The sequence below is a fragment of the Litchfieldella rifensis genome (assembly GCF_042646605.1).
In the GTDB taxonomy this organism is placed as follows: Bacteria; Pseudomonadota; Gammaproteobacteria; order Pseudomonadales; family Halomonadaceae; genus Litchfieldella; species Litchfieldella rifensis.
Genome location: NZ_JBHRUG010000002.1, coordinates 328,020 through 353,061 on the forward strand (window position 1 = coordinate 328,020; position 25,042 = coordinate 353,061).

The window sequence follows — 25,042 nt, forward strand, 5'->3', positions numbered from 1 at the left end:
GTCGCGGGTCAGGCGAGGTCGACGCAACTCCGGTCGCGGCCGCTACGCTTGGCCCGCAACAGCGCCTGGTCGGCCCGGTGGAGCGTCTCTTCGAGGGGGTTCTCGCCGTTGCGATGCTCGCTGAGTCCCGCGCTGGCGGTGATCGACAGGGTCATGTCGCCCACCGTGATCGGGATCTCGGACAGACGTTGGCGGAGGCGGTCGACGATAGCGTGGGCTTCCTCGAGCTGGGTGTCGGCCAGTAGCAGCAGGAATTCCTCGCCGCCCCAGCGGGCGCAAAGGTCGTAGTCACGCAGTTCCTGCCGCATGACGTGCGCGATGGCCACCAGGACCTGGTCGCCGACATCATGGCCGTGGCGGTCGTTGATTCGCTTGAAGTGATCGATATCGAGCATCGCCAGGGTATAGCTTTGGGGATGCCGCTTGGCACACTTCGCTTCCTGCTTGAGGCGTTCACCGAACAGGCGCCGGTTGGGCAGGCCGGTCAGCGGGTCGTGGGTCGAGTCCTGCTTGAGGGCGAGATTGTGCTCGCGCATGAGCTGCTGGTAGCGATCCGAGATGCGTGACAGTTTTGCCTGACGCTTGAGGGCCTTGTCGTAGCGTTGCCGGGCGGACAGTTCGTCCTCCCGGGCATAGCGTTGGTAGGTGTCGGAGATGCTGATCAGGCGCTCGAGACGTTCCTTCTCCTCGAGGTGGTGCCGATAGAGGTCCTCCAGTGCCTCGTGCAGCGGGTGCCGGGCGTGGGCGGGATCGGCGAGCAGCGCCTCGACCCGGGCCAGCAGGGACGTCTCGTCGCGTGTCATGCCCCGACCCGTGCCGGTGTGATCGCGAAGGGAAAGCTGCAGTCTTCGCGAAACTCCTCGGCCAACTCGGCGATGCGCTCGTTGCGGGCATCATAGCGCCAGGTCACGCCGATCTCGCGGCCGCCGAGATGCGCTTCCTCGAGAAGATCGAAGATGTCCATCATGGCCTTGACCGAGCTGGTGTTGAGATAGACCAGTTCCAGTTCCAGGGCGAGTGGTCGCGACTCCTGGTCGAGAAAGTGCTCGACCCAGCCGATGACCTGGTCGAAGAGTTCATAGGAGTTCTCGGGATAGGAATCTCCCTGCATGGCGAGACGGCCGGCCTGCCAATCGCTTTGTATGGCCGGCGTGGCTTGGCTGCCGGGGATGTTCAAGTCGGTGGTCATAAGCTTACTCGGCAGGGTCAGATAATGGCTGTCAGGCTAAAGAATCCACGGCCGTCGGGCAACGCCGTGAGGGACGCCTGCATCGGTTCGCTCGACTTGCGTGCGATATCGAGCAGTCCCAGGCCCGCACCGGAGCAGGACGCCGCCTCGCGCGGCTGGCGAAGCTGTTGCTTGTAGGCTTTCTTCAGTTCCTGCTTGTCGAGACGAGCCAGGGCGTCGATGGTTGCGACCAGCCTTTCGCCATCCTCGCGCTCGACGAGGTTGCCGGCCGACACCAGGTAATGCCCCTGCTCGTTCTTGGCGACGGCAACGGTGGCGGAAGCGCTCTCCTCATCGTAGCCTTGAAGACGCGCATAGTGACGGATGTTTTGTGTCATTTCGATATAGGCGGCGAAGACGTCCATCGCGGCGGATGGCGTCGTCTGCTGGGAGTTCAGGTAATTGCGCAGGGCGTTGCCGATCTCCTCGATCAGGCTGCGCGATATGGGGCCATTGAAGCACAGCATGATACGTTGTTGCAGATAGCTTTCACGCATGCCTAACAGGTCCATGACACCTCCTATTGCGGTTTTCCCACCCCGGTAGGGGCCGTTGGGACAGGGGAATCGGTTGCTGGCTCCGTGCGTGCTTCGTGCTCCCGGATCCGTCGCGGGCAGCCATCGTCCTGAGTAAAGCGGAAGCCGAGAACGGTGATGTCGTCGCGTTGCGGCAGGCTGCCCTGGTAGGTGAGCAGTTCGGCCTCGAAGGCCGCCATCTGTTCATCCAGGGGGCGGTGGGCATGGGACTTCAGGATCGCTTCGAAGCGGCCCTTGCCGAACCCGAAGCCGTTCGCGCCGCCCGCCTGGTCGAGGAACCCGTCGGTACACAGGGAGTAGCTCCATCCCAAGTGTAGCGGCGCGGTCTGGTTGTGGTAGGTGGCCTGACGCTTGTGTCCGAGGGCGCGTTTGTGTCCTTGCAGCCTCTCCAGGGAGACTCCGTCCGTGGCATAGAGGCCGATCTTGGCCCCGGCGAAGGTCAACTGGCGTGCTTCGAGGTCCACCCACACCAGGCCGATATCCATGTTGGTGGCGATCGATGAGGGCAACTGGTCGGGACGCAGCGTTTCGCGACTCTGGCGGTCGGTTTCGTTGAGAATGGCGGCAGGATCCTCGGCGCCGACCTGCAGGATGGCGTGGTCGATGATCGCGCGGGCCAGCATGGTCATCAGCGAGCCCGGTACGCCGTGGCCGGCACAGTCGACGACGCCCAGCAGATAACCGCGCTCGGTGGCCCGAAAGACGTAGAAGTCGCCGCCCACCGTATCGCGAGGCTTCCACAGCACGCCGTAGAGGTGTTCGAGATGGAGCGCGAGTTGTCGGTCGGGCAGGATGGCGCGCTGGATAATGCTGGCGTACTGCAGGGAGTCGTCGATCTGCTGGTGCGCCGCCGCCATCTCGGCATTCGCCTGCTCCAGGGCCCGGGTGCGTTCGCGCACCTTGCCTTCCAGTTCCTGGGTATGACGTTCGACCTGATCCGCCATGTGGGAAAAGGCTTGGGACAATGCGCCGATCTCGTCGTTGCGGGATGTCGGAAGTCGTGAGCCGTAGTCGCCGGCAGCGATCGCCTGAGCCGAGAGTTTCAGGCGGTTCAGCGGGGCGAGGATCAACCTGTCGGTGGCGTAGGCGAAGGCAGCCAGGAGGATACCCAGGATCAGGGTCAGGGCGATAAGCAGTGGCCATAGCCAGCGACGTTCGAGGATCGGGGCAACGTTGAGGTCGAGGGCCGTGATCAGATGCCAGTCGAGTTCGGGGATGTAGCCGACCGAGAGCAGGCGTTCACGCTGGTCGAAGGTCACCCACAGTGTCTGGATCTGGTCGGGCGACTCGCGGGAGGCTTGCATGGCGTCGCTCAGGCGTTGCTGCTGTTCGGGATCGTTCAACAGGGACTGAATGGTCTGCCGCTCGTCGATATCGCTGGCGCTCGCACCGGAACTGAAGGCGATGCGCTCCTGAGAGGGATGGGCCTGCAGGGCCCCTTGGCGATCGACGATCATCGGCGTCAGCCCGGGAGCTTCGTCACGGATGAACTCATCGAGGAAGTCGCTGAGGTCGAGACCCGTACCGGCGAGCCCCACTGGGCCTTGCTCGCCCTGGACCACGACATTGAACCACACCTTGGTCACGCCAAGCTTGCGATCGATATTGACATTGAGATTGTAGGGCTCGCCGCTGCGAATCGTCTGGAAGTACCAGGCGTCTTCCGGGTCATTGGCATTGAGCCGATAGCTGGGCGCTTCTGGATTGGGCCGCTCGTCATCGATGAAATAGTAATCGCCACTGTCATGGTCGATGACGAAATAGGAGCGGTCGGCGAAATCGTGACGATAGCCCTCGGCCTCTTCGAAGAAGCGCGCCCTCTTGGCGGGATCCGCTTCGTCCTCGAGCCACTGGCGCGTCACGACGGACTCGGCGAAGCGCCGCGACAGGGCCAGTTCCCGCGACACCGGAGCCAGGATCTTCTGCATGTGCAGCAGGGTATAGTTCTCGGCGTAGGCGTTGGCGAAATGCCGTCGAATGTCGTCGATCGCCTGCCAGCCGATAATGGCGGCGGGTATCAAGGACAGAATACAGGCCAGCAGCAAGGTCGCGACCGACTTGCCTCGCAGCCCCCAGCGTGCAGCCATGATGAAAGGTCCCCGCTACGCTATGACAAACGGACTTGTGTCGTATGCCGTTAGTCATTCATTGACTAGTTCTTCTCATACTAAGATGCCACAAAGAAATCGTCATGGCGAGGTGGAAAAGGGGGTGGGCGGCGCTCGTGTGCAGACGTGCGACCGGTCAAGTCGCGATAGTGATGCAGCAGGTGCTCGATGACCCGCGGCCAACTGAAGTGGCGTTCGACATGCCGGCGAGCATGTCGTCCCATGGCGGCGGCATCGTTGAGGAACAGCTCTTTCACTGCTCGCGCCATGGCCTCGGGGGAGTGGGGTTCACAGAGGATGCCGCAGCCGAGAGGAACATTCTCCGCCAGCGCGCCGGCACGTGCGGCGACCACCGGCAGACCGCTGGCCATGGCCTCGAGGGCGACCAGCCCGAATGTCTCGCGGGTTCCCGCATGGATCATGGCGTCGGCGCTGGCCAAGGCCCGGGCCACTTCATTGGGGTTGCAGCAGCGATTGACGACGGTCACGTTGTCGGGCGTTCGGGTTGGCATGCCCGGCCCCATCACCAACAAGTGATAACGTGGACCAAGCAAATGCGCCGTTGTGAAAAGGACATCGATGTTCTTTTCCCGAGAGTTGCGCCCAGCGAAGACCAGTAGGCGTTGCGAGTCTTGCATGTCCAGCCAGACCCGGAGTTCGGGACTGCGACGCCGGGGGTGGAACGTATCCACGTCGACACCCAGGGGCTGGACACGTACGCCATCCACCCCCCATTCCTGAAGCCGGTCGGCCATCGAACGGCAGGGGGCCAGAACACTGTCGAAACGTTGGTAGAGGTCGGCGACATAGCGTTGCAGTCGCCGTGAAACGAGCTGCCCGAAGCGATCCCCCATCAACCGCGGCAGATCGGAATGGTAGAAGCCGACCACCGGCACGCCCAGCATCTGGCCGGCTTCCAGCGCCGCCCAGGCGGTGACATAGGGATCACCGGCCTCGATCGCGTCGGGGCGAAGCTCGATCAGGGCATCGCGCCAGGGGCGTCGGCGTAAGGGAAATCGATACTCTTGTCCCAGCGGCAGACGCAGTGCCGGCAGGGTCTGCAGAACGCCCAGGCGCAAATGTTCGCTGCCGGGAATCAGCAGGCTGGCGTCGATATCCCTCGACTGGGCAAAGTGCCGGTGCTTGGCTTGCAGGTAGGTTCTGACGCCGCCACTGCTGGGGGCATGAAACATCGTGATATCTGCGATATGCAAGGCTGTCTCCCAGGCGAGAATCGGTACCCGGCATCAGCCTAGCGGCGCAATACGACAGTTCGGCGACAAGGCAACAAAACGGCGGCCCGCAGGCCGCCGTCGAAACTCCCGGAGGGGGTGGTGGCTATCAGGCCGAGGGGCGGGCCACCAGCGAACGGGTCTCCTCGCGGGCCTCGGTGAGGACCACGCGAATGGCATCGCCGAGCTTGAAGCGTTCCTCGCCCTCGACCTGCACGCGGCCTTCCTTGTCGTCGATGGCCACCTTGTCGCGATCGCTGTGAATCAGCGGGGCCGGGATGAAGGCGGTAGCACCATTGGCGGTCAGGCGTACGCGCATGCCGCCGCGGCGGATATCGATGATCTCGGCATCGAACTCCTGCTGTTCCCTGGCGGCTGAAGTCAGGTAGCGCACATACAGCCAGTCCTTGACGTCGCGCTCAGCCATGCGGTTGAGCCGGCGGCGCTCGGTGAGCTGCTCGGTCAGCGCCTGGCTGGCTTCGGCCGGAGCGCCTTCGCCTTTCAGGACGCGCTTGATCAGGCGGTGGTTGACCATGTCGCCATACTTGCGGATCGGCGAAGTCCAGGTGGCATAGGCGGCCAGCCCCAGGCCGAAGTGCGGGCCGGGCAGGGCGGACATGCTGGTGAAGCCCTGGAAGCGGCGCAGGCGTGCATCGAGCCAGGCGTCATCGCGGCTTTCCAGCGCCCGCTTGAGTTCACGGTAGTGTGACAACTCGAGCAGGGCCTCGCGCTCGACCTCGATCTCCTGGGCGGTCAGGAATTCGTGGGCGGCCTCGGCCTTTTCCGGCTCGAAGGCGCGGTGCACGTTGAAGATGCCATGCCCGACCTTGTTGGCGAGCAGATCGGCGCAGCAGGCGTTGGCGGCGATCATCGACTCCTCGATCATGCGATTGGCGATGCGCCGCTCCTCGGTGCGGATATCCAGCACGTTGCCGGCATCGTCGAGGTCGAAGACGTAGTCCGGCCGGTCCTTGAACACCAGCGCATGTTCGGCGCGCCAGGCGCTACGCGCTTCGGTGAGCGCCTGCAGCGCCTGGAGCTGGGTACCGATTTCGTCGCTGGGGACCCAGTCGCCCCGGTCTTCCAGCCAGTCGGAGACCTGGTCGTAGATCAGTCGCGCCTTGGAGCTCATGGTGGCGGCGAAGAAGCGATAGTCACCGAGGCTGCCGTCGGTGCCGACCTCGAGGCTGCAGGCCAGGACGGGGCGCTCCTGGCCCTCCCGCAGCGAGCACAGATCATCGGCGAGGATCTCCGGCAGCATGGTGACGTTCTGGCCGGGCAGGTAGACGGTGAAGGCGCGGGTGCGGGCCTCCAGGTCGGCGGCATGGTTCTCTTCGACGTAGGCGGTGGGGTCGGCGATGGCCACCGTCAGGCGCCAACCGCCTTCGGGGCGCGCCTCGACGCGCAGGGCGTCGTCCATGTCGCGGGTCTTCTCGCCATCGATGGTGAAGAAGGGCTCGGCCGTGAGGTCTTCACGCGGGAGGCCTTCGTCGCGCAGCGGCCAGTCGTTGCCGGCTTCGGGCGAGGCCTGCTCCAGCGCGTGACGGGCCAGGGTCACACGCCACGGCACGGCCGGGTCGGCGCTCTTGGCCACCAGCTCGTCGATCTGGGTGAAGAAGGCGCGGTCGTCGGGCTTGAGGGGGTGGCGCACCATACGCGCCACGACCCAGTCGCCGTCGCCGATGCTGTCCTCGTCGAGGCTGCGCTTGATGCGCGCCTTGAGCGCGTTCTTGATCGACGGATGATCGGGCACCACGGCCAGGCGGCCGTCACGCTTCTGCACGCGGGCAATGAAACGCTGGAGACCCATTTCCAGCAGGGTGTCAGGCTCGACCGAGGTCTTGTCGCCTTCCTCCTTGAGGACAGCCTCGACGCGGTCGCCATGCAGCACCTGCTTCATGGCGGGAGGCGGCACGAAGTAGGACTCGCCGTTGTCGGTTTCGAGGAAACCGAAGCCCTTGTCGGTGGCCTTGATCACTCCCTGGACGCGGGGCGTGTTGTCGCGGATCTGTTGCTTGAGCTGAGCAAGCAGCGAGTTGTTCTGCAGCATCGGACACTTTTGCTTGGCGGGGGGACAGAGGGTCACTATACGGATTCAGGCCGGCCGCGCCAATCGTGACGCGGCCGATTTCCCACCTGCCGGCTACAGCAGTGCCATGGCAATGCTCGACTGGCCGTCGAGCAGATCGAACTCGCGATTCTTGAGCATTCTGGCCTGGGCCAGATAGAGCAGGGCATGAGCGACGTTGCCTCGTGAGACCTCGTTGGTTTCGGCATGGCTCAACGACGTGGCGACCTGCCGGGTAGCCGGTTCGTCGGTCAGGCGTCCAGGCTTGAGGATCACATGCGGAATCCTGGCACAACGCAGATAAGCATCGGCGGCGAACTTGGCGGCCAGGTAAGGGCGCAGCTTCTCCGGGGCCGCGAGTGGGTCGCTGGCACGCAGGGCGCTGACCATGATGAAACGCTCCAGCCCCACCTCCACCGCACGATCGACCGCACGAATGGCGCCGTAGAGGTCGATCAACAGGGTCTTGTCGGCGCCGGTATGCGGCCCCGAGCCGGCGGTGAAGATGACCTGATCGCAAGCGTAGAACGCCTGGCGCATGTCGCCCTCGAGGTCGGCGATCACCGTCTCGATGCCGTGCTCATGAAACCAGGGTTGCTGATCGGAATCGCGAATCATGGCGCGCAGTGGTATGCCGCCGCGAGCGGCGAGTTCGCAGAGCTGGCGGCCGATCTTGCCATTGGCGCCGATCACCAGAGTCTTCATCGTCAAGTCTCCTCACCGCGATACGGGGGTCGCTACACATGCTGCCAGTTTGGCAGGGAGTTGGGCAGGTAATCGGCGAGGTTCGACCAAGGTTTACCTCTATTGGTATTTGATTGGTTATGTTTAGGGTCTATATTGGTACTATTCCGATGCCAAGATAGGACTCGCTCATGGATCCTCGCTTTCAACAACTACGCCTCGACCCCGCACAGTCCTCGCCGCTGTATCACCAACTCGCACGGCGACTGGAACAGGCCATCGAGGCCGGCGTCTGGAGCCCCGGCGAGGCGCTGCCCTCCGAGCGCACCCTGGCCGAATCCCTGGAAGTGTCACGCATCACCGCGCGCAAGGCGCTCGATCGGCTGGCCGAGATGGGCCTGATCCGGCGTACTCGGGGTTCCGGTACTTTCATCGCGCCGCGGCTCAACCAGTCCCTGACGCGGCTGGTGAGCTTTACCGAAATGCTGACCCAGCGCGGCTTCACACCACGCTCTCAGTGGCTGTCGCGGACCCTCGGGACGCCCTCGGTGGAAGAGAGCATGCGCCTGGGTTTGGCCGCCGATACCCGCGTGGCGCGGCTCAAGCGTCTGCGCCTGGCCGACGAGGTGGTCATGGCCGTGGAGGAGAGCTGCCTGCCGCAGGCGGTACTCGAGGATCCCGAAGCGGTGACCTCATCGCTATACGCCACGCTGGCAGCGGTCGGCCGCCCGATCGCCAGAGCCTTGCAGCATGTCACCGCGGTCAACGCCGATCCCGAGCTGGCACGGCTGGCCGAAGTGCCGGAGGGCCAGGCACTGCTCAAGGTCACCCGCCTGGGGTATCTGGCTGACGGCAAGCCCGCCGAGCTCACCGTCACCTACTGTCGCACCGACTACTACGACTTCATGGTCGAACTGACGCGCTAGCTCGGGAGCCCACGCAATGATCTACGGCAATATCCTCACCCCCGACGGCTGGCGGCTTGGAGAGCTGCATTGGCAGGCGGGGCGCATCACGCGCATCGCCGGCGAGCCTGCCGACCCCGGGGCCAACGAACATCCGCGCATCCTGCCGGGGTTCATCGACCTGCATGTGCACGGCGGTGGCGGTGCCGATGCCATGGAAGGCGGCCACGCCCTGGCCACCGTGGCGCGCACCCACGCTCGCTTCGGCACCACCAGCCTGCTGGCGACGACCATGACCGCGCCGGACGACGAGATTCGTCGCGTGCTGGGCGAGATCGATGCCTACATGCAGGCGCCGCCCGCCGGCGGCGCCCGAGTGCTGGGCGTGCACCTGGAAGGCCCCTACATCAACCCCGGCAAGCTCGGTGCCCAGCCCGCTCACGCACGTCCGGGGCGGATCGAAGAGGTCGAGGCGCTGCTGGCGCTGGCGCCCATTCGCCTGCTGACGTTGGCGCCTGAGTTGGCTGGGCATGGCGAGCTGATTCGCCACCTCACCGAGCGCGGTGTGCGTGTGCAACTGGGCCATACCCTGGGCAGCTACGAGGAAGGGGTGGCGGCGCTGGAGCATGGCGCCTGCGGCTTCACCCACCTGTTCAACGCCATGACCGGGCTGCACCACCGCAAGCCGGGCATGGTCGGCGCGGCGCTGGCCCATGCCGACTACGCCGAACTGATTCCCGATCTGCTGCATGTGCATCCCGGGGCGATTCGCGCTGCCTTGCGCTGCATTCCCCGCCTCTATGCGGTCACCGATTCCACTGCGGCGGCGGGCATGCCCGAAGGCGATTACCGTCTCGGCGAACAGACGGTGACCAAGTGCCTGGGCGGCGTCCGCCTGGCCGACGGCACCCTTGCCGGCAGCACCCTGACCATGGACCAGGCGCTGCGCAACCTGGTCAGCATCGGCTTGCCTCTCGAGGAGGCCTCGCGACGGCTGTCGCGCTATCCCGCCGATTTCCTGGGACTGAACGAGCAAGGCCGCCTGGCCACCGAGTGCCTCGCCGACCTGGTGGTGATGGATACCGAACTGAACCTGCAGGCCGTCTATGTGGCGGGCCAGCTCATCGAAGGAGAAACCGATGTCACTGATGCTCGATGAAGCGCGCAACGCCCCGGAACGCATCCGCGGCCAGCTGGAGCGCAACCGGTCCATGCTCACCGAGGTCGGTGAGCGATTGCGGCTGGCCGAACCGCGCGCCGCGGTGACGGTGGCGCGTGGCAGTTCGGATCATGCCGCCAGCTATTTCGCCTACCTGTGCATGAAAAGCCGCGGCATCCCGGTGGCGTCGCTGCCGCCGTCGCTGACCACCCTGGCCAGGGCGCCGTGGCAGTTGCAGGGCCAACTGGCGGTGGCGATTTCCCAATCCGGCCAGAGCCCCGATCTGGTCACCACCCAGCAGGCGCTGGGCGCCGGCGGTGCACGCACGCTGGCGCTGGTCAACACGCCCCAGTCGCCGTTGGGCGCGGCCAGCGATATCGAGGTGCCGCTGTTCGCCGGTGAGGAGCGGAGCGTGGCGGCGACCAAGAGCTACCTGGCCACTCTGTCCGCCGGTGCCCAGTTGCTGGCGCACTGGAACCAGGACCGGCGACTGCAGACGGCCCTCGAGCAACTCCCCGAGTGCCTCGCCGAAGCGGTTGAGCAGGACTGGACATCGGCCATCGAGGCCCTGGCCGGTGCCGATCGGCTGATGGTGATCGGCCGCGGCGCCGGTCTAGCAGTGGCCCAGGAGGCCGCGCTCAAGTTCAAGGAGACCTGTGCCATCCAGGCCGAGCCGTTCAGCGGCGCCGAGGTGCGTCATGGTCCCATGGCGCTGGTCGAGCCGGGCTACCCCGTGCTGGTATTCGCGCCGCCGGGGCCCGAACAGGCCGGATTGCTGGAGCTCGCCGAGTGGCTGGAAGGCATCGGCGCCCGGGTCCTGCTGGCTGCCGACGAGGCCGTGCCCCAGCGGCAACTGACGATGACCGACGCCGCTCATGAGGCCCTGCAGCCGCTGTCGGTGATCCAGAGTTTCTATGTCATGGTCGCCGGCCTGGCCGAGGCGCGAGGCAGCGATCCCGATCGGCCCAGACACCTGCGCAAGGTCACCCGTACCCTCTGAACCCCACGTCAATTCGTGGCCACAACAACAATCCCTGGAGTCAATCATGTCATCCCCATCCTTGATGCTGAAGGCGCCGTTCGACGGCATCGTCGTTCTCCTCGCCGACGTGCCCGACCCGGCCTTTGCCGAGGGCATCCTGGGCGAGGGCATCGCCCTGGATCCCCTCGGCGATACCCTGCATGCGCCCTGCGACGGTGAAGTGGTGCAGTGTGCGCGGGCCAAGCATGCCGTGACGCTGCGCACCGACATGGGTATCGAAGTCTTGCTGCACCTGGGACTGGATACCGTCAACCTGGACGGCCAGGGCATCGAACTCCTGGTGGAGGTCGGCAGCCGCGTCGAATCAGGCGCCCCGCTGTGCCGCTTCGATGCCGACCGCCTGGCGCGAGGCGCAACCGCCCTGATCACACCGCTGATCGTCACCGATGGGGCCGGCTGGCAGGTCCGGCCGCTCACCGCGCTCGCCAGCGGCAGCCGAGTGCGGTGTGGCGAGCCGCTGTTGCGACTGGAGGCCGCCGAGGCGGCGCCATCCGCGACCACCGATGCCACGGGGTCGGCCCAGGAGCGTGCCCTGACGCTGGCCCTGGGCGGTGGTTTGCATGCCCGCCCGGCGGCCCGCCTGCGCGCCATCGCGCAACGCCATGAGGTGACGCTGACGGTCGTCGCCGAGGAGAACGAGGCCGATAGCGCGAGTCTGAGTGCACTGATGAACCTGGGGCTCGCCCACGGCAGCAGCCTGACCTTGATGGCCCGTGGGGCGCATGCCGAGCTGGCGCTGGACGAGGCCGAGGCGCTGCTGACCACGCCGGAAGCGGAGGAGCATGGTCAGGAAGCGCCCAGCGAGTCCTTGCCCACGGCCGGCGAGGGGCAGCTTCCCGGCCTGGTGGCCAGCCCCGGGCTGGCGCTGGGGCCGCTGGTGCCTTATCGCGCGGCACTTCCCGAGGTGCCCGTCGACGGCGAGGGCGACGCCGTCGAGCGCTTGCGCCTGCGGCAAGCGCTGGTGCGAGTCGGTGAGTCCCTGCAGGCCTCGATGCACCGCGCCGAGCGCGATGGCCAAGCGGCCGAGGCGGAAATCTTCGCCGCCCACCAGGCCTGGCTCGAGGATCCCGACCTGCAGGCCGCCGCCGGCGTGCGCCTAGCGGCGGGCCGCAGTGCCGGCCACGCCTGGCGTGAGGCGCTGGATGCCGAGGCCGATCGCTTGCTCGCCACTGGCAACGCACTGCTGATGGGGCGGGTCGCCGACCTGCGCGACCTGCAGTGCCGGGTGATGGCCGAGCTTGCCGATCCGCAGGGCAAGCCCGGTCTCGATCTGCCCGCTGGCGCCATCGTGATTGCCGAGGACCTGACCCCCTCGGAGTTGGTGACGATCGCCTCCCGGCAACCCGCCGGGTTGTGCCTGGCTGCCGGTGGTACTACCTCGCATGTGGCGATCCTGGCGCGAGCTCGCGGCATTCCCTGCCTGGTGGCGATGGGAGAGAGAGTGCTGCGCATGGCGAGCAGCGACCGCGCCGTGCTCGACGCCGAGCAGGGGCTCCTGGAGCCGACGCCGGATGCCGAGCGCCTGGCCGCGGTCGAGGCCAACATCCGCGACAACGCCAGGCGTGCCGCTGAAGAACGTGAGGCGGCCCAGGCTCCGGCGACGACTGTGGATGGCCGTGACGTCGAGGTCGGGGCCAATGTCGGCTCGGCTGCCGAGGCCCGCCTGGCAGCCGAGCAGGGCGCCGATGGCATCGGTCTGATGCGTAGCGAGTTCCTGTTTCTCGAGCGCCGCAGCGCCCCCGACGAAGAGGATCAGCGGTGTGAATACCAGGCGGCGGTCGAAGCCTTGGGTGGCAAGCCGGTGATCATCCGCACCCTGGATATCGGTGCCGACAAGCAGTTGCCTTACCTGATGCTGCCCCAGGTGCCCAACCCAGCCTTGGGGGTGCGCGGGGTGCGCCTATGGCAGCGCCATCCCGACTTATTGGATAGCCAACTGCGAGCCCTGCTCCGTGTCGAGCCACTGGAGACCCTGCGGATCATGGTGCCGATGGTCAGCGACGCCAGCGAGCTGCACTGGGTGCGTGGTCGGATGCAGTCCCTGGCCAAGGAGCAGGGGCTCACGATCCTGCCCCGACTGGGCGCCATGATCGAGGTGCCGAGCGCGGCGCTGTGTGCCGCCAGCCTCGCCGAGGAAGCCGATTTCCTGTCCATCGGCACCAACGACCTGACCCAGTACGTGCTGGCGATGGACCGCGAGGATCCTCACTTGGCCGCCCGGGCCGATGTGCTGCATCCCGGCGTCCTGCATCTGATCCAGGCCACGGTGACCGGGGCCGCCGGCAAGTGTCCGGTGGGGGTCTGCGGCGCCGCGGCCGGAGACCCCCTGGCGGCACTGGTACTGGTGGCGCTGGGGGTCGACGAACTGTCCGTGGAGCCGGCCCGGATACCGGCGATCAAGGCCGCGATCCGTCGCCTCGATGCCCGGACGCTGGCGGATGAGCTGCCCGCATTGCTGCGCCTGGCGGATGCCATGGCCGTGCGCGAACACCTTGCCGCCTGGCAACAGGCCTCGCAGGACACGACAACAACGAATCTCGAGAGGATGCCGTCATGATGACCGACATCGGTTCCCGGACCATGGCCGGGCTGCAGAAGCTCGGCCGCTCCCTGATGCTGCCCATCGCCGTGTTGCCGGTGGCCGGCCTGCTGCTGCGCCTGGGGCAGCCGGACCTGCTGGACATCGCCTTCATCGCCAGTGCCGGCGATGCCATCTTCGCCAACCTGGGGCTGATCTTCGCCATCGGTCTGGCAGTGGGCTTCGCCGACGACAACAACGGTGCCGCCGGGCTTGCCGGGGTGATCGGCTATCTGGTATTGGACGCCGTTCTCATGTCCCTGAACCCCGACATCGACATGGGGGTGCTGGCGGGGATCATCATCGGCAGCGTGGCGGGGCTGCTCTACAACCGCTACAAGGCCATCCAGTTGCCCGAATACCTGGCGTTCTTCGGCGGACGGCGCTTCGTACCCATTGCCACCGGGCTCGCGGCGGTGTTGCTGGGCATGGCGTTTGGCGTGATCTGGCCCTCCGTCCAGCACGGTATCGACGCCCTGGGGCAGTGGTTGATCGATGCCGGCGAGCTGGGGCTGTTCGTCTACGGGGTGCTCAATCGCCTGTTGATCGTCACCGGGCTGCATCATGTGCTCAATAGCCTGGTGTGGTTCGTCTTCGGCAGTTACGAGGCCGCCTCGGGGGCCGTGGCCAACGGCGACTTGAACCGCTTCTTCGCCGGTGATCCCACCGCGGGCAGCTTCATGGCCGGTTTCTTCCCGGTGATGATGTTCGGCCTGCCGGCCGCGGCACTGGCCATGTATCACGCCGCGCCCAAGGGGCGTCGGGCGCAGGTCGGTGGCCTGCTGCTGTCGCTGGCGCTGACCGCCTTCCTCACCGGGGTGACCGAGCCCATCGAGTTCACCTTCATGTTCCTGGCTCCGCTGCTGTACGTCATGCATGCGGCGTTGACCGGCCTCTCCATGGCGGTGATGCACCTGTTCGACGTCAAGCTGGGGTTCACCTTCTCCGCCGGGGCCTTCGACTATGCGCTCTCCTATGGCCTGTCGACCAATGGCTGGCTGATGATCCCCTTGGGCCTGGTCTACTTCGCCCTCTATTACGGCGTGTTTCGCTGGGCGATCGTGCGCTTCGACCTGCCGACGCCGGGGCGCGAACCCGAGGTCGCGGCGCCCAGCGGCCAGCAGCCGGCCGGCGAGCGGGGGCCGGCCTTCGTCAGCGCGCTTGGTGGTGCCGCTAACCTGGCTAGCGTCGGGGCTTGTACCACCCGCTTGCGCCTGGTGCTCGAGGATGTCTCGGCCATTGATGAAGCCGCGCTCAAGCACCTTGGCGCGCGCGGTGTCCTGCGGCTGCGTGGCGGTGGGGTGCAGGTCATCCTCGGCCCCATCGCCGATAGCGTCGCCGATGAGATCCGTGCCGCCCTGGAGGCACAGGGCGCGGAGGTGGCCGTGACCGGAGCGACGGCCGATCGTGGCGCCGGCGACGTCGACGCGATCGACGCCGAAGCGAGTGGCGACTGGCATCGCGCACTGGGGGGCGAACCCAATGTTCACGAGGCGGCGGTGGTGGCATTGACCCGCTTGCGGCTGCGACTGGCGGATCCCACCGTTGTGGATGAGCCGGCCCTGCAGCGACTCGGCGCCCGCGGGGTGCAATGGCTCGAGGGCGGCGTGGTTCATGTGCTGCTCGGCGAACGTGCCGCCGCAGTGGCCCAAGGGCTGCGAGGCGAGTGACAGGACAGGGGGCGTCCCCGACGCCCCCTGTCTCGACCCCCCGAGATGCGGTAGGCTGAGAGCTTGAGTGACTACCCACAGGGACCGTGCATGACGCCCCGCTTGATCGTTACCGACCTCGACCGCACCCTGCTCAATGCCGACCATGACCTGGATCCGCTGAGCGTCGACACTTTCCGTGCCCTCGAGGCGCAAGGGCACCATCTGGCCATCGCTTCCGGTCGCCACTACCGGGATATCCTGGCCATTCGCGACAAGCTGGGGGTGGCGGCCCACATCATCAGTACCAACGGCGCCTATCTGCACGGCCCCGACGACACCCTGCTCTCGGCCAGGTACCTCGACGAGATCCTGGTGCGCGAACTGATCGGCCTCGAGCGCCCACACGGGATACGCCTGAATCTGTATAGCGACGACGACTGGCTGATCGACGCGCCCATGCCGGAACTGCTCGCACTGCATGCGCATACCGGTTTCGGCTACCGGGTCACGGATCTCGATGCCCTGGACGGCGAGGGTATCGGCAAGGTGCTGTATATCGGCGAGCCCGAACAGCTCTCGAAGCTCGAGGCCGAGGTGCGCTTGCGCCACGGCGAACGGCTGCACGTCACCTACTCGATGGTCGATTCCCTGGAGGTCATGGCCGAAGGCGTCAACAAGGGCACCGCACTGCAGCGTCTGCTCGATGTCCTGGGGCTGACGCCGCGAGAGTGCCTGGCGTTTGGCGACAACCTCAACGATACCGAAATGCTGAATCTCGCCGGGCATGCCTTCGTGATGGCCAACGCCCATCCCGACCTGCCGGGCCAGGTACCCCGGGCGCTGCGTATCGGTCGCCATGACGAGTTGGCGGTGGCGAGGATGTTGTGCCGGCACTTCGATCTTGATATGTGAGCGCTGGCCATACGATGCTATTGGCTGGAGGGCCTGAAAAGGGGTGAGCCATGAATGACCCGAAACCTTCGTCACCGAAGCCAGGCGATCAACCCGACGAGCTGGCACGGCGCTATGCCGAGGCCCTCGAGCGATTGTCGGCCGGGTCGTCCCGGGCCTGGCAGGGCTGGCTCGAGCGGCAGGCGCGCGGGGATTTCTTCACCCTGCCCGACCCGGCGGTCGCGGCCAAGGCGCTCACCAGCCTGGGCCAGCAGTTCCTGCTGCATCCCCAACGCGCCCTGGAGGTCCAGCAGCAGCTGTGGCAGGGCTATACGTCACTGTGGCAGAACACCGCGCGGCGCCTGTCTGGCGAGGCGCCATCACCGGTGGCCCAGCCCGACCCGAAGGACCGGCGCTTCAAGGGGAAAGGCTGGGAGGAGAACCTTTTCTTCGATGCGCTGCGCCAAGCCTACCAGCTGACTGCCGAGCAGTGGTTGAAGGGGGTGCATGAGGTCACCGAGGAACTGGACCACGACGAGCGGGTGAAGGTCGAGTTCTACGCCCGCCAACTGATGGACGCCCTCGCCCCCAGCAACTTCGCCACCAGCAATCCGGAGGTGATCGAGGCCACGGTGCACACCGGCGGTGCCAACCTGCTGCAGGGCCTGGCCAACCTGATGGAGGACCTGGCGCGGGGGGAGGGGTTGCTGCGCATCAAGCAGAGCGATTCGGCCGGGCTGGAGCTGGGCAAGAACATAGCGGTGACCCCGGGCAAGGTCGTCTACCAGAACGAACTGATGCAGCTCATCCAGTACGCGCCGGCCACCGAGGCGGTCGACCGGCGACCGCTGCTGATCGTCCCGCCCTGGATCAACAAGTTCTACATCCTCGACCTGACCCCGCAGCGCTCCTTCATCCGCTGGGCCGTCGAACAGGGAATGACCGTCTTCGTCATCTCCTGGGTCAATCCGGACGAACGCTATGCCGAGGTGGCCTTCGACGACTACCTCATCCAGGGCACCCTCAAGGCCATGGACGTGGTAGCGGAGGTCACCGGCGAGGAGACGCTCAACACCATCGGCTACTGCATCGGCGGTACCCTGCTGGCCTGCACCCTGGCGCATCAGGCCGCCCGGGGCGATGAGCGGGTGCGCAGTGCCACCTTCTTCACTTCCCTACTCGACTTCAGCGAGGTGGGGCCGCTGGAGGTGTTCATCGACGAGGAGCAGATCCGCTACATGGAGCAACACATGGCGCGGCGCGGCTACCTGGAGGGCACGCACCTGGCCAACGCCTTCAACCTGCTGCAGTCCGCCGATCTGATCTGGGGCTTCGTGATCAACAACTACCTGCTCGGCCGCGCTCCCCAGGCCTTCGACCTGCTCTACTGGAATTCCGACTCCACCCGCATGCCGCGGCGCATGCAGAGCTTCTACCTGCGCAACATGTACCTGGAAAACCGCCTCGCCGAACCGGGGGCGATCTCCCTGGCGGGGGAGGCCATCGATCTAGGCAAGGTGCGCATCCCGGCGTTCTTCGTGGCGACCGAGAAGGATCACATCGCGCCCTGGCAGTCCTGTTACCGCGGCGCGCACCTGCTGGGCAGGCGCCCGCGGTTCCTGCTGGGTGGGTCCGGCCATATCGCGGGGGTCATCAATCCGGCCGGTTCCCCGAAGTACGGCTACTGGTCTTATGGCCGCCTGCCTCGCGATCCCGAGCGCTGGCTGGCCTCGGCCACCCATCACCCGGGCTCCTGGTGGCCGGAATGGCGCAACTGGCTCAAGCGCCACAGCGGCGGCCAGGTGGCGGCCCGCGAGCCCGGCGGTGAGCGCTTCCCACCCATCGAGGATGCGCCGGGTTCCTACGTCCAGGTGCGTGTCGATGCCACGGCAAGGACTGGCACCTGAATGTCGGCCAGAACGAGCGTTGCGAGCGGGATGCCAATGAGCACTGTGGTCGGACTCACGCACGCGTTGCGTGTTCACGCCGCATGGTCGAGCGCAGGCCGTCTTGGGACAAAGGCTACCACCTTGGTCGTAAGCGTCTTGTCGAGGCCATCGGCCATCACCCATGATCTAGGGGCGGCAACCCAACGATAGCTACGCAACGACAACAAAGGGGCGCTGCTGACACGCCGCCCGCTGCTGGCCCATTCCTGCGATGACGACGACTCCCGCCACCCTGATCGTGGTCGACGACGACCCCGAGATTCGTGAGCTGCTGGCCGATTACCTCGGCCGCCACGGCTACCGCGCACTGGTGGCCGAAGACGCCGAAGCGCTCAAGCGGCTACTGGCCCGCGAGATCCCGGATCTGCTGATCGTGGACATCATGCTGCCCGGCGATGACGGTTTCACCATCTGCCGCGAGGTACGCCGCACCAGCGAGGTGCCGATCATCATGCTGACCGCCAGCGCCGACGAGACCGATCGCATTCTCGGCCTGGAGCTGGGCGCCGACGACTACCTGGGCAAACCCTTCAATCCCCGTGAGCTGCTGGCGCGGATCAAGGCCGTGTTGCGGCGGACCCGCTGCGCCATCAGCGAGCCACCGGAGCATGCGCGCCTGGTGGCCTTCGGCGGCTGGCGGCTGGACCGGGTGACCCGCGAACTGATCGATCGCCAGGGCGAACGCAGCCCGCTGTCGGGGGCCGACTTCCAGTTGCTGCAGGTGTTCCTCGAGCATCCGGAGCAGGTGCTGTCGCGCGAGGCCCTGTACGACTTGAGCCGCGGCCGCCCGGCGCCGCCGCTCGATCGCTCCATCGACGTGCATGTGTGCCGCCTGCGCCAACGCCTCGGTGAGGACGCCCAGCATTCGCAGCTGATTCGCACCGTACGCGGGGCGGGCTATGTGCTGGCCACCCAGGTGGACGTCCTGCAGTGACGCAGGTGTCGCCATGGCGCCGCCTGCGGCGGCGTCTCGCGCGTTATCTGCCACGTACCCTGCGCGGCCGCTTCGTGCTGATCATGATCGTCGGCGTGCTTGGCGCCCAGCTCTCCAGCTATGCCATCTGGACCGCCCAGACACGCACCAGCCAGTTGGAGCAGATCGACGAGCTGTCGAACAACGTGGCCTTCAGCGTTGCCTCCACGGTGCGCTTCTTCCGTTCGTTGCCGTACGAATACCGGCATATCGTCCTGGATCAGTTGCGCAACATGGGCGGTACGCGTTTCTTCGTCAGCATCAACGACCACCGCATTCCCGTTCTCGATATCGGCGATGGTCCCGCCAAGGCGCTGGTGGTGGACAACTTCCAGCGGGTACTGGCCTCGGAGCTCGGCATCCGCGATGCGCTGGTGGAATTCTCGCGCCCCGAAGACCTGCGCCTGCTCAACAACGAGGTGCTGCTCAGGGACCTGCCACCGCGCTGGGGGCACTATAGCCTGTTGCTGGATCCGCTGGAGCCGCCGATCCTGGTGGTGCAACTGAAGCTCGAGTCGAATGCCTGGCTGTACGTCGCGACCCTGCTGCCGGTCCCGGACCTGTTCAACGACGACGGGTGGCTATCCGAGGAGCGTCTGTTCGCCGCCTTGATCGTGCTGTTGACGGTGATCGGCCTGTCGCTGCTGGGCATTCGCAGTGTCACCCGTCCGCTGGCCCGGCTGGCGCGGGCGGCGCGACAACTCGGCGATGACCTCGATACGCCGCCGCTGCCGGAGCGGGGCCCCCGCGAGACCCTGGATACCACCCAGGCCTTCAACCGCATGCAACAGCGCATCCGGCAACAGGTGGAGGAACGCGAGCGGCTGTTCTCGGCGATCTCCCACGACCTGAAGACGCCCATCACCCGCATGCGTCTGCGCGCCGAAATGCTCGATGACGAGGGACAGCGTGAGCGCTTCTGCGCGGCGCTGGATGAACTGGATCTGCTGGTCAAGGGCGCCCTGGCGTCGGTCAAGGGGCTGGACCTGCATGAGAATATCGAGCGCATCGACCCGCGCCGGATGCTGGACGACCTGGCCGAGGAATTGCGCCTCCAGGACGCGGAGGTGAGTATCGAAGGGCGGGTGGCACCGTTGGCGGTCAAGCCGCTGGCCTTCAAGCGTTGCCTGGGCAACCTGTTGGAGAATGCCGTCTTCTATGGCCGCCGCGCCGAGGTGATCCTCAGCGACGAGGCGCGGAAGTTGACCATCACGATTCGCGATCGGGGCCCGGGAATTCCCGAAGCGCAACGTCAACGGGTCTTCGAACCGTTCGTGCGGCTGGAGCCGTCGCGCAGCCGTCATACCGGCGGCAGCGGCCTGGGACTGGGCATCGCGCGTCATATCGTGCGTGCCCATGGCGGCGAGCTCGGGCTCGCCAATCATCCCGATGGCGGCCTGGTGGTGACGCTCGAATTTCCTCGTCAGTGAGAACCTTGCAACACTTTGCAGCATTAGGAAACACGGGGGACCACTGGCGATCGGGTAGGCTGACGATATCCCTTTGCCCGCGCCACCAGGAGGCGACCCATGAACGTCTACGACACCGCCTTTCTCGAAGCCCATATCCGCAAGACCATGGCCTTTTACCACCCGTGCGCCATCGATCCCCATGGCGGATTCTTCCATTACCTGCGCGACGACGGCGAGATCTATGACCGCCATCACCGCCATCTGGTCTCCAGCGCCCGCTACGTTTTTACCTATGCCCGCTACGGCGACCATTTCCAGCATCCGGAATACCTGCACTGGGCGCGCCACGGCCTGAGATACCTCGAGCAGGCGCATTTTCAGGACGACTATCAGGGCTATGCCTGGACGCTGCGCGATGGCCGGGTCGAGGACGACACCAATCACTGCTATGGCCTGGCCTTCGTGCTGCTGGCCTATGCCACGGCGCTCAAGGCCGGTATCGAAGAGGCTCGCGAAGGGCTTTACCGTGTGCACGCACTCCAGACGCGACGCTTCTGGGAGCCGCAATGGCAGCTCTATGCCGACGAGGCGGATCGTCACTGGCGGGTCGCCGACTATCGTGGCCAGAACGCCAACATGCACAGTTGCGAGGCATTGATCGCGGCCTTCGACGCCACCGGGGACGAGCAGTTTCTGGAGCGCGCCCTGCTGGTCGCCCGGGCCATCTGCCTGCGTCAGGCGGGGCAGAGCGCCTCAGAGCGGGGCAAGGGCTGGATCTGGGAGCACTACGATCGCCAGTGGCGCCTGGACCTGGACTACCATCGCGACGACCCGCGCCATCTGTTTCGTCCCTGGGGTTACCAGGTCGGCCACCAGACCGAGTGGGCCAAGCTGCTGCTGATGCTGGAGCGTCACCGCGCCGAGGCGTGGCTGCTGCCCACCGCTCGTCGCCTGTTCCTGACCAGCGTCGAGGCCGGCTGGCATCCCGAACACGGCGGCCTGGTCTATGGGCTCGATCTCAAGGGCGACATCTGCGACGGCGACAAGTACTTCTGGGTGCAGGCCGAGAGTCTGGCGGCCGCGGCGATGCTCGGCAGCCGTACCGGCGAGCGACGCTTCTGGCGCTGGTACGAGCGGCTGTGGGACTTCAGCTGGCGGCACATGATCGATCATCAGCACGGTGCCTGGTACCGAATCCTGAGCCCCGATAACCGACGTTACTCCGACGAGAAGAGTCCGGCCGGCAAGGTCGATTACCACACCATGGGCGCGTGCTACGACGTCATCGACACCTTGCGCCGGGGAAATATTTCAGTCTCGTAATAAAGCCGCAACACTATCCAGCACTAGGTAACCCCTCTCCAGGCCTTGAATGCGCTAGCGTGTCATGAGCCGTTGTGGATGACGGCTCATGACAACCAACAATAAGTGGAGACACGTCCCATGCGCGCATTCAAGCAACCCCCGATCCTCGGGAAGACGCTGCTCGGCCTGGCCGTCGCCGGTACCCTGGGCGCAACCCAGGTCCAGGCCGGTGAGGTGGAGGTACTGCACTGGTGGACCTCGGGCGGCGAGGCCCAGGCCGTCGGGGTGCTCAAGGAACTGGTCGAGGCGGAAGGCCATAGCTGGAAGGACTTCGCCGTGGCCGGCGGTGCCGGTGACAGCGCCATGACGGTGCTCAAGTCCCGCGCCATGTCCGGCAACCCGCCCTCGGCGGCGCAGATCAACGGTCCCGAAATCCAGGAGTGGGGTGAGCTGGGGCTGCTCGGCAACCTCGATGACGTCGCCGAACAGGGCGACTGGGATGCGCTGTTGCCCGAGGTGGTCGCCGACATGATGCGCCATGACGGTCAGTACGTCGCCGTGCCGGTGAACGTGCACCGAGTCAACTGGCTGTGGGCCAATCCCGAAGTGTTCGCCGATGCCGGCGTCGAGGTCCCAACCAGTTGGGACGAAATGTTCGTGGTCGGCGAGCAACTGCGCGCGGCCGGTTATGTGCCCCTCGCGCATGGCGGTCAGCCCTGGCAGGATGCCACCGTTTTCGAGAGCGTGGTGCTCAGCCTAGGCGGCAGCGACCTCTATCGTCAGGCCTTCGTCGAACTGGACGCCGAAGCGCTCGAAAGCGACACCATGATCGAGGCGCTCACCACCTTCAAGCGTCTGCGCGAACTGATGGATGACGGTATGCCGGGCCGCGACTGGAATCTGTCGACCTCCATGGTCATCGGGGGGCATGCCGCGATGCAGATCATGGGCGACTGGGCCAAGGGCGAGTTCATCGCCGCGGGGCTCGAGGCCGGCGAGGACTATGTGTGCGCGCCGGTGCCCGGCACTGCGTCGGACTTCATCTTCAATATCGACAGCTTCGCCATGTTCCGGGTCACCGATGACGCCGCCCGCGAGGCCCAGCAGACCCTGGCCAGACTGGTGCTCGAGCCCGAGTTCCAGAGTGCTTTCAACCAGGTCAAGGGGTCGATCCCGGCGCGTCCCGACCTCGACATGAGCGAGTTCGATAGCTGTGCCCAACAGTCGCTGGCGGACTTCCAGGGCGCCAGCGAGGGCAACACCCTGGTGCCGAGCATGGCCCACCGCATGGCCATGCGCAGCGATGTCCAGGGGGCCTTCTTCGATATCATCACCAACTACTTCAACTCCGCGGACATGACCGCCGAGCAGGCCGCCGAACGCCTGGTACGGGCGGCAAGCGTGGCCGGCTGACGGCCCGGATCGACTGCATGCGTGAAGCCCGTCCCGGGGCGGGCTTCCCCGATCCATCCTCGTTGTTGAGGTATCCCCCGATGAAACCTGTATCGACTTCCGCGGCGGCGTCCGCTGTCGCCGCGTCGCGGACCGGGCACCGCACGTCGGCGGCGCGGCTGCAGGAATGGTTGCCGCGCCTGGTGCTGGCACCCTCCGCCGCCATCTCGCTGTTCTTCGTTTACGGCTTCATGCTGTGGACCTTCGTGCTGTCACTGACCGGTTCGCGCATGCTGCCGAGCTACGACTTCGTCGGCTTTGCGCAATATGCGCATCTGATGGGCAACGAACGCTGGTGGGTCGCCGCCACCAACCTGGTGATCTTCGGCGGCCTGTTCGTCGGTATCTGCCTGGTGCTGGGGGCCTGGATTGCCATCCTCCTCGACCAGCGCATCCGTCAGGAAGGCGCGTTGCGCACCATCTACCTGTACCCCATGGCCCTGTCGTTCATCGTCACCGGGGTGGTGTGGAAATGGCTGCTCAACCCTGGCTTGGGCATCCAGGCCATGGTGCGCGGCTGGGGTTTCGAGAATTTCACCTTCGACTGGCTGGTGGACCCTGACATGGCGGTCTATACCCTGGTGATCGCCGCCGTGTGGCAAGCCTCGGGCTTCGTCATGGCACTGTTCCTGGCCGGCTTGCGTGGGATCGACGACAGCATCATCAAGGCCGCCCAGCTCGATGGGGCCAGCCTGCCGCGCATCTACTGGCGAGTGGTGATCCCCTGCCTGCGCCCGGTGGTGTTCAGTGCCGTGATGATCCTTTCGCATATCGCCATCAAGAGCTTCGACCTGGTGGTGGCGCTGACCGGCGGCGGGCCCGGCTACTCCTCGGACCTGCCGGCCACCTTCATGTATGCCCATGCCTTCACCCGTGCCCAGATCGGGTTGGGTTCGGCCAGCGCCATGCTGATGCTGGGTGGTGTGCTGGCGATCCTGATCCCCTACCTGTATTCGGAATTGCGGAGCCGCAAGCATGGATAACGTGATTCGCCGTCGCACCCCGGGAGCGCGTCTGGCGCGCGCCACCCTCTATGCCGCGCTGCTGGTCATGGCACTTCTCTACCTGTTGCCGTTGGCGGTCATGCTGCTCACCTCGGTCAAGCCGCTGGAGGAGATTCGTGCCGGGACCCTGCTGGCGCTACCGCTCGAGCCCACCTTCGCGCCTTGGGTCAAGGCCTGGGGCGAGGCCTGTACCGGCATGCGCTGCGAAGGCGTGAGTGGCTATTTCTGGAACTCCTTCGCCATCGTCATTCCTGCGGTACTGATCTCCACCACCATCGGGGCGCTAAACGGCTATGCGCTGACCAAATGGTGCTTCAAGGGCTCGGAGCTGCTCTTCGCGCTGATGCTGTTCGGCTGTTTCATTCCCTTTCAGGTGATCCTGCTGCCCATGGCCCAGACCCTGGGCTGGTTGGGGCTGTCGAGTTCGCGGGCGGGATTGATCCTGGTGCACGTGGTATTCGGAATCGCCTTCACCACGCTGTTCTTCCGCAACTTCTATGTGGCGGTGCCCAGCGAGCTGGTATCGGCGGCCAAGCTCGACGGAGCCGGTTTCTTTCGCATCTTCTGGCGCATCCTGCTGCCGGTATCGGCGCCGATCATCGTGGTCTCGGTGATCTGGCAGTTCACCCAGATCTGGAACGACTTCCTGTTCGGGGTGGCGTTCTCGGCCCACGACACCCAGCCGGTGACGGTGGCGCTCAACAACCTGGTCAACACCTCCACCGGGGTCAAGGAGTACAACGTCGACATGGCCGCGGCCATGATCGCGGCGCTGCCTACCCTGGTGGTCTACGTGCTGGCGGGAAAATATTTTGTCCGAGGGCTCACCGCCGGCTCGGTCAAGGGATAACAAGAAAGAGGTAT

The 25,042-nt window shown here is 65.8% G+C and carries 20 protein-coding genes; 13 read left to right on the forward strand and 7 right to left on the reverse strand.

Translation table 11 applies throughout. From position 1 onward, the window contains the following. Positions 1-8: 8 nt before the first annotated feature. The 7 genes from siaD to ACFOEV_RS02050 all read right to left on the reverse strand — a co-directional run bounded on the left by siaD (position 9) and on the right by ACFOEV_RS02050 (position 7,877). Positions 9-803, reverse strand: coding sequence for a biofilm regulation diguanylate cyclase SiaD (siaD, locus tag ACFOEV_RS02020; protein ID WP_386771083.1), 795 nt, complete (start codon positions 801-803; stop codon positions 9-11). After that, positions 800-1,189, reverse strand: coding sequence for a biofilm regulation phosphoprotein SiaC (gene siaC / locus ACFOEV_RS02025; RefSeq protein ID WP_386771085.1), 390 nt, complete (start codon positions 1,187-1,189; stop codon positions 800-802). The genes siaD and siaC overlap by 4 nt, the downstream gene beginning before the upstream one ends. Before the next feature lie 17 nt (positions 1,190-1,206). Further along, positions 1,207-1,740, reverse strand: a complete 534-nt coding sequence (siaB, locus tag ACFOEV_RS02030) for a biofilm regulation protein kinase SiaB (RefSeq protein WP_386771087.1) — start codon at positions 1,738-1,740, stop codon at positions 1,207-1,209. A gap of 8 nt (positions 1,741-1,748) precedes the next feature. Next, on the reverse strand, positions 1,749-3,851 hold the full coding sequence (gene siaA / locus ACFOEV_RS02035; RefSeq protein WP_386771089.1) for a biofilm regulation protein phosphatase SiaA: 2,103 nt from the start codon (positions 3,849-3,851) through the stop codon (positions 1,749-1,751). An 80-nt stretch (positions 3,852-3,931) separates the two neighbouring features. Continuing rightward, positions 3,932-5,086, reverse strand: coding sequence for a glycosyltransferase family 4 protein (locus tag ACFOEV_RS02040; RefSeq protein ID WP_386771091.1), 1,155 nt, complete (start codon positions 5,084-5,086; stop codon positions 3,932-3,934). A gap of 127 nt (positions 5,087-5,213) precedes the next feature. Continuing rightward, positions 5,214-7,154, reverse strand: coding sequence for an exoribonuclease II (locus ACFOEV_RS02045; RefSeq protein WP_386771093.1), 1,941 nt, complete (start codon positions 7,152-7,154; stop codon positions 5,214-5,216). Positions 7,155-7,247: 93 nt separating this feature from the next. Then, entirely contained in the window at positions 7,248-7,877 is a 630-nt protein-coding gene (locus ACFOEV_RS02050) for an SDR family oxidoreductase (RefSeq protein ID WP_386771095.1), read from the reverse strand. Between the two features lie 170 nt (positions 7,878-8,047). Between ACFOEV_RS02050 and ACFOEV_RS02055 the strand changes: the two genes are divergently transcribed. The 13 genes from ACFOEV_RS02055 (at position 8,048) to ACFOEV_RS02115 (ending at position 25,028) form a co-directional block, all read left to right on the forward strand. After that, positions 8,048-8,782, forward strand: a complete 735-nt coding sequence (locus ACFOEV_RS02055; protein ID WP_386771097.1) for a GntR family transcriptional regulator — start codon at positions 8,048-8,050, stop codon at positions 8,780-8,782. A 16-nt stretch (positions 8,783-8,798) separates the two neighbouring features. After that, a complete protein-coding gene (gene nagA, locus ACFOEV_RS02060) occupies positions 8,799-9,920 on the forward strand; it encodes an N-acetylglucosamine-6-phosphate deacetylase (protein WP_386771099.1) in 1,122 nt (373 codons plus the stop codon). Beyond that, positions 9,901-10,920, forward strand: a complete 1,020-nt coding sequence (locus ACFOEV_RS02065) for an SIS domain-containing protein (RefSeq protein ID WP_386771101.1) — start codon at positions 9,901-9,903, stop codon at positions 10,918-10,920. The genes nagA and ACFOEV_RS02065 overlap by 20 nt, the downstream gene beginning before the upstream one ends. 46 nt (positions 10,921-10,966) lie before the next feature. Further along, the gene (gene ptsP, locus ACFOEV_RS02070) at positions 10,967-13,519 is read left to right on the forward strand and encodes a phosphoenolpyruvate--protein phosphotransferase (RefSeq protein WP_386771103.1); all 2,553 of its coding nucleotides are present in this window, start codon (positions 10,967-10,969) and stop codon (positions 13,517-13,519) included. After that, a complete protein-coding gene (gene nagE / locus ACFOEV_RS02075) occupies positions 13,516-15,210 on the forward strand; it encodes an N-acetylglucosamine-specific PTS transporter subunit IIBC (RefSeq protein WP_386771105.1) in 1,695 nt (564 codons plus the stop codon). The genes ptsP and nagE overlap by 4 nt, the downstream gene beginning before the upstream one ends. 90 nt (positions 15,211-15,300) lie before the next feature. Beyond that, positions 15,301-16,104 carry an HAD family hydrolase gene (locus tag ACFOEV_RS02080; RefSeq protein ID WP_386771107.1) on the forward strand — a complete coding sequence of 268 codons (804 nt, stop codon included), beginning with the start codon at positions 15,301-15,303 and terminating at the stop codon, positions 16,102-16,104. 50 nt (positions 16,105-16,154) lie between these two features. Beyond that, entirely contained in the window at positions 16,155-17,990 is a 1,836-nt protein-coding gene (locus ACFOEV_RS02085) for a PHA/PHB synthase family protein (RefSeq protein ID WP_386771109.1), read from the forward strand. A gap of 253 nt (positions 17,991-18,243) precedes the next feature. Beyond that, positions 18,244-18,966, forward strand: a complete 723-nt coding sequence (locus ACFOEV_RS02090) for a response regulator (RefSeq protein WP_386771111.1) — start codon at positions 18,244-18,246, stop codon at positions 18,964-18,966. Positions 18,967-19,049: 83 nt separating this feature from the next. Continuing rightward, positions 19,050-20,435 carry an ATP-binding protein gene (locus ACFOEV_RS02095; protein WP_386771219.1) on the forward strand — a complete coding sequence of 462 codons (1,386 nt, stop codon included), beginning with the start codon at positions 19,050-19,052 and terminating at the stop codon, positions 20,433-20,435. A gap of 99 nt (positions 20,436-20,534) precedes the next feature. Further along, a complete protein-coding gene (locus ACFOEV_RS02100; RefSeq protein WP_386771113.1) occupies positions 20,535-21,740 on the forward strand; it encodes an AGE family epimerase/isomerase in 1,206 nt (401 codons plus the stop codon). Between the two features lie 120 nt (positions 21,741-21,860). Further along, positions 21,861-23,135 (forward strand): ABC transporter substrate-binding protein, encoded by a 1,275-nt coding sequence (locus tag ACFOEV_RS02105; RefSeq protein WP_386771115.1) that lies wholly within the window; start codon positions 21,861-21,863, stop codon positions 23,133-23,135. 80 nt (positions 23,136-23,215) lie between these two features. Next, on the forward strand, positions 23,216-24,157 hold the full coding sequence (locus ACFOEV_RS02110) for a carbohydrate ABC transporter permease (protein WP_386771117.1): 942 nt from the start codon (positions 23,216-23,218) through the stop codon (positions 24,155-24,157). Then, a complete protein-coding gene (locus ACFOEV_RS02115; RefSeq protein WP_386771119.1) occupies positions 24,150-25,028 on the forward strand; it encodes a carbohydrate ABC transporter permease in 879 nt (292 codons plus the stop codon). The genes ACFOEV_RS02110 and ACFOEV_RS02115 overlap by 8 nt, the downstream gene beginning before the upstream one ends. The last annotated feature ends 14 nt before the right edge of the window (positions 25,029-25,042 follow it).